Origin of the sequence: Arthrospira sp. PCC 8006, assembly GCF_046480465.1 — a bacterium.
GTDB classification, from domain to species: domain Bacteria; phylum Cyanobacteriota; class Cyanobacteriia; order Cyanobacteriales; family Microcoleaceae; genus Limnospira; species Limnospira platensis.
In genome coordinates this window covers 1-5,923 of sequence record NZ_PKGG01000271.1, presented here as the reverse complement: position 1 = coordinate 5,923, position 5,923 = coordinate 1, and the positions used below count along the sequence as shown (strand labels likewise).

4 protein-coding genes and 1 pseudogene are annotated in these 5,923 nt (G+C 40.6%); 3 read left to right on the top strand and 2 right to left on the bottom strand.

The genetic code is table 11. From position 1 onward, the window contains the following. Window positions 1–1,487 (top strand): annotated as a pseudogene (locus tag B9T16_RS24740) (hypothetical protein); the annotation flags it as partial. A gap of 29 nt (window positions 1,488–1,516) precedes the next feature. Then, entirely contained in the window at window positions 1,517–2,305 is a 789-nt protein-coding gene (locus tag B9T16_RS24735) for an aspartate/glutamate racemase family protein (protein WP_006619189.1), read from the top strand. Between the two features lie 7 nt (window positions 2,306–2,312). Here B9T16_RS24735 and B9T16_RS24730 read toward each other — a convergent pair whose 3' ends face one another. Then, on the bottom strand, window positions 2,313–3,644 hold the full coding sequence (locus tag B9T16_RS24730) for a dicarboxylate/amino acid:cation symporter (RefSeq protein ID WP_006619190.1): 1,332 nt from the start codon (window positions 3,642–3,644) through the stop codon (window positions 2,313–2,315). Window positions 3,645–3,666: 22 nt separating this feature from the next. After that, the gene (locus tag B9T16_RS24725) at window positions 3,667–4,872 is read right to left on the bottom strand and encodes a transporter substrate-binding domain-containing protein (protein ID WP_410246017.1); all 1,206 of its coding nucleotides are present in this window, start codon (window positions 4,870–4,872) and stop codon (window positions 3,667–3,669) included. A 395-nt stretch (window positions 4,873–5,267) separates the two neighbouring features. Between B9T16_RS24725 and B9T16_RS24720 the strand changes: the two genes are divergently transcribed. Further along, window positions 5,268–5,923, top strand: a 656-nt coding sequence (locus tag B9T16_RS24720; protein WP_410246016.1) for a family 10 glycosylhydrolase, incomplete at its 3' end; no start/stop codon positions are given.

The window sequence follows — 5,923 nt, the reverse complement described above, 5'->3', positions numbered from 1 at the left end:
GAATCGCACATTTTTGTTTTCACATTCTCCATGGCGATCAAGTCCAAACCTTAAAATTAATCGGTCGCTCTCCCGATGGCCAGGTTAATTTTGAGCAGAAAACCTATACTGTCAATCCTGAGCAATTCTCCGAAGATTTACTCGGTCTCTGTGAGGTTGACTTGGATGGGATTTTGACCTGTCAGGGGTTGCTTCACACGATGGAAAAACCTGATACTTATATTTTTGAATTACAAGTCATTTCCCGTCAATCTCTGGGGGAAGTCACCGACAGTCGCCCTGCTGATCCCATTGTCTGGGAACCTCCACCACCCCCACGGATAACCACTTTTGCTTCCCCGTCTTCTACTTATCGTAGTGGTGAACAGCAACAAATTGAGTTTCAGTGGGTGATTGATAATGCCGCCCAACTTCAACAGTTGGAGTTGCGGAGTTTATCCCCCGACGGATTGGTTAATTTCCCCAAGATCACATACCGCTTTGATGGACAAATTCCCCAAACCTTACAAGATAAATGCCAAGTTACCGGGGAACAATTGGTTTGCAATAATCTGGCTATTCCACTACCAGACCCAGGACGCTATAATTTTGAGTTGACAGCTATTCAGCGTTCCGAACTTCCCGAAACCGAGCCATCTCGACAAATTCATGCGATCGCTATTCAACCACCACTAGCCCCAGAAATTACTAATTTTCAAGCCGCACAATCTAACTATCAGGCTGGGAAAGATACTCCTATTCGTCTAAATTGGAGCCTCCAAAATCCTCAAGATTTGCTGGCTATTCGGATGGTTGGGCGCTCCCCCGAAAGAATAATTACAGTCCCCGAAATTATCTATCCTTTTAATGGTAGCATCCCCCAAGCACTTCAGAATAACTGCCAATTAACTGCTGAACAGCTTACCTGTATTAACGTCCCGACTTCCGCCCAACAACCTGGAGATTATATCTTTGAGTTAATACCTGTTCATCGGGGGAATTTGGCAGCCATGGCTACATCTATGGAAAGCGATCGCATTCGTATCCGACCACGCCCGGTTCCCCCTCCTCAAATCAATGGTTTTCAGATTAATGGGGAGGATGCTCCCTTAAAATACGTCGTTATTATAGACCCTCAAACTTCTCCATCACCTTTAAATTTATCATGGGAAGTTAGTGGTGCTGGTATCATACAAACCGAGTTACTCCCCGTTCCTGGCGTGGTTCCTAACCGTGGAAACTTGACCTATCCCATTGCACCTCAGTCAGGACAGGATACCCTGACTCTCAGAGCCACTAATACTGACGGTAAACAGGTTCAACGTTCCATTTTGATTGAAAGGGTGCTTCTTCCTCAACCAGAACCTGCACCTCCTCCCAGACCCGATTCAGATAGCCCATCAGACAGCCCATCAGATAGCCCACAAGATACACAATTCACACCCTTTTCTCCTGACATAGAATCCAATCCTTGGGCTCCGATTGATAACCCACCGCAATTTAATTAAATGTCCCGTCCTAATTATCCCTAAGTTCAATGAACAGTCAACAAATCTTTCAACAACAAGCTATTCCCGGAATTATTGGCGGATTAGGTCCTTTAGCACATATTGAATTTGAACGGCTATTACTGGCTTTTAATTCCAGTCGCGGTGCTTGTGGCGATCGCCAACACCCGATTTGGTTTTTAATTAATGCTACAGACCTTCCCGACCGCACCCAAAGTTTACTAGGAAATCAGCCAAGTTGTGCCCCTGGCTTAGTCAAATATGGTCAAATATTAGAAGTGGCTGGGGCAGATTTTTTGGTCATTACCTGTAACACTTCCCACGGATTTTATGATCTAGTCCAGTCTCAGTTAAATATTCCCTGGATTCATATTATGCAGGCGACAGTTAGATTTATTAAACTGCATTATCCTGAACTTAATCGCGTGGGGATTTTAGCCACTAATGGAACTTTACAAGCCCATCTATATCAGGATAGTTTAACGGCGGCGGGATTAACAGCGATCGCCCCGATTTTAAACTCCGAATTACAGCAAGATATCATGAATGCTATTTACCATCCAATTTGGGGGATTAAAGCCACAGGAGTTCAAATTTTGCCCCCCCCTATTAACATCTTAAAAACCGCTGTAAAGTGGCTGGAAAACCAAGGGGCAGATTTATTAATTGCTGGATGTACAGAGATTTCTGTAGTGTTAAAACTACTGGATACCAGCTCATTAATAGCAATAGACCCCTTGGAAATTCTGGCAAATTTGACATTAGATTTAGCATTTGGCTATGAGAATATCCCCGAAATATCAAGCCCCCTTAAATAGTTATCGATTATCCGATAGTAGTATCTTTAGAAAGCGCTAAGGTTGTGGTTGTCTCAGTTGGTAGGGGGTGAGTATCGGCGATCGCTGCTGTCGCTGCAATTCCGGTATGCACAATAGTTAAAGTTCGGAAAGGGTCAATAATAGGGTCGATCGCAATTAATAATACCAGTATAGCTTCTAGGGGTAATCCCAAAGGTTTTAAAATTATATCCAACAGGGTCAGCGTTAAAATTCCCGTCGCCCCCGCCGTTGCCATTCCTGCTAAAATAGAAGCGATAATGATAATTACAAAACTCGACAGGTTAAAGTCATAGTTATAGAGTTGCGCCACAAACACCGAAGTTGTCGCAAAATAAGCCACCGGACCAAATCGACACACCGTTATCGCTAGGGGAATGACTAAATTAACTGTCTGTTTATCAAAGTTTAAGTGTTCATCTAAAGCTGAAATAGCAGAAGGTAAACAGGTAAAACTACTGCGAGTAGCTAAAGCTAAAATTGTGGGTTCTTTTAAGACCATCAAAACCCGACCAAAGCCATAGCCAGACTTCTGCCAAATTACCAGGGTACTGATAATGTATATAATCAGAAAAGCTACAATGGCAATAATCACAAAATTTTGCATAGCTACCAAAATCCCAAAACCTGTAGTTGCCATTTGGGAAGCTAACAGGAAACACAAACCAAACGGTAAGAATAAAATCATCCAATCAATCAATTTTTTCGAGGTATTAAATATGGTTTCCAAAAGATTAAATACGTCCTCCTTGGCGGGTTCTTTGGAATATCCCATAGCGATACCAAACACAATGGAAAAAAATAGTATTTCCAGAGAATTACCCTGGCTGAGAGAGGCAAAAATATTCTCAGGTACTAAGCTAAACAAAAAAGATATTAACAGTGATTTTTCTGTAGTCTCCGGCATTGGACCAGTCAAAGATACCTCAAAATCTAACTCTGAAGTATTCACAACTACCCCCAAAGCTGCGAGGGTAGAATCTTCTAAATTACCCCCAGGATTAGTTAAAAATGCCACGGTTGCACCAATGATACTAACCCCTAATAAACTGAGGGAAAATACTATTAAAATCCGTTTGACATATTTATTGGCTTCATGGCTAGAAATTAGCTTACCTACACTCATTGTTATGGCTGAAAATAACAACGGTAAAACGCACATTTTTAGGAGGATTAAATATAGGTCTCCAAAGGGGGTTAACATTAGGGCAATATCTTGATGAACAATGCCAATATATACACCCAGAAGGATAGCCGGAACAATCGACCATGGATTTTTTAGGCTTTTAACTAACTGCTTAAAGACGCTGTAAAAATTCATATTTTATCAGTGGGTATTTTGGTTAATTTTGTGAGGTGAGTTGACGAGAATTAGATGGGGAAACCAACAAATCCGAATAATCTTCTAATAACTGACTAACTGTATATTTTTTGTCGTTCATTGTTAGATACAAATTCACAAACTGTAACAGGTGATTACTAGACCACGGTAAAGCGATCGCGATCGGATCTTGGGTATCTGTTAACGCGACAGTTTGAAAATTTAAAGCCACATTGGGGTAATTAATCAGAATCTTTTTAACTTCCAACTCATCCCGATATGCTGCTAGTATATCTCCCCTCATTGCACCTCTAATTAAATCCTCCCAATTGGAATATCTGATAATCGTAGCTTTGGGAAATTTTGCCATAGCAAATATCTCATAAGAAGAGGCATTAATTACACCTATCTTTCCCTGAAAATCTCTCAAAAAATCCACCAAATCTTTATTTCTTGTGGCTTGAGTTAATTGCAAGCGATTTAACAAAAGACCATGGCGCATGGTTAAATATGGATGAGAAAATGAAATAATTTTTGCCCTTTCTAAGGTTTGACTTAGTTTGGAAATCGCCATATCCGCATCACCTTTATAAACCCTATTCACCACTTCATTAAAGGTTTTTGCACTGCGATCGAACCTAACTTGTACTCCTAGACTTTTGGCAATTTTTCTCGCTATTTCAACATCTAATCCGATTAATTCACCGTCTACATTTTCCGCAAAAAAAGGCGGCGAATCTTCTTGATTTATCGCGACGATTAACTCTCCTCGATCTATGATTTTTTGCATATCTGGAGACATAGAGCTTGACGACTGATTTTTCTGGGCAATAACAGCAGCATTTCCTAGTAAATACTCCCAGGTTTCTTGATTAACTATGCCAGTGCTTTCTAAGCCGATATCAAGTTGAAAATTAGAAATAGCTTCTCGGGTTTGTTCCCCATAAATGCCATCGATCTCCCCTAGATAATACCCCTTTTGTTGTAAGCGATTTTGTAGCTCGATAATATCATAATCTCCCCAGGCTTCAGTCACCCCTAAATCGCCATTATTACTATCAGGCACAGTTTCCGCAATCCTTAATTGTGCCCGATTACCCAGAGATTCTGAAGATAAAAATATGGGTGCATCTTGAGTTTTTACTAAGGGGGTAAAAATTAAAATACTTCCCAAGCATATAGCCAATAAAATCAGAACGTTGTATTTCCAGTTAGAGAGTATTTTCATACAAATAATAATTGCTTTCCTGTCTTTTTCGCATCAATTGAGCTTGATAGTTTTTTATCCCCCCCCAAGTCTTCAAGACTAAATTTTGAGTATCCAGTTATTCAGTTAGTGTCCCCAGGTGTAGGATTATTGTACTTTACCATTATTATTACTCTGATCAGGATAAAGTGTAGCAGTTACTAACGGTTTTGGCATTTCAGTTGATACCCCAACCCAGACCCCGATCTACTTGGACTCTATCAATGATCATTATACATCATGCGATCGCCATTACCATCATTTCCAGCCAACCCACAGACCCTAGGTAATATAGCCAGTTGGCAGAAATTAGGTTTTTAGGTAATAATGAAAGTATCGCCGATATTATCAAGTAGTTTCGCACTCATTAACAAATCATGTCTAATCAAAAACGAGAACCTGGAGGCTGTGGATGTGCCAGTATTCCCTTTTCAGTAATTCTGCTGTTTTTAGGTGGAGGTTATTGGCTATTTACACAGCGAGATAACTTAGACATTGGTCGGTTTCTTAATCATGAAATTATCGCTGACATTCCATTTATAAATACTTGGGAATTTCCTACTAATCAATCGCCGCCAACTTTACCCGACATTTCAGACCCTCCGAAAACTACCCAACCACAACCACAACCACAACCACAACCACAACCGGAAACACCACCACAATCACCAACAATACAGCCACCTTCTCCCCTACCATCATTGCCACTCAATACCTGGGAAGGTAAACCCATTAGAGGGATTTATTTAAGTCGTTATAAAGCCACAAATAACGCCAGTGAAGAAACCATTAGGGCTAGGGTTCGTTACTATCGCGATCGCGGTATTAATACCATTATTCATGGGGTATGGGGTAACGCTTGTACCATGTATGAAAGCCAAGTTATGCAGGCAAAATTTGGTTATAATAGCTGTCAAAATCTGTTTCAAGAAGAATGGATTGATTGGTTAATTGATGAAGCCCATAAACACGGCATGGAAGTTCATGCTTACTTTGAAAAAGGCATTAAAATAGACGAAAATAGTCACGCCTT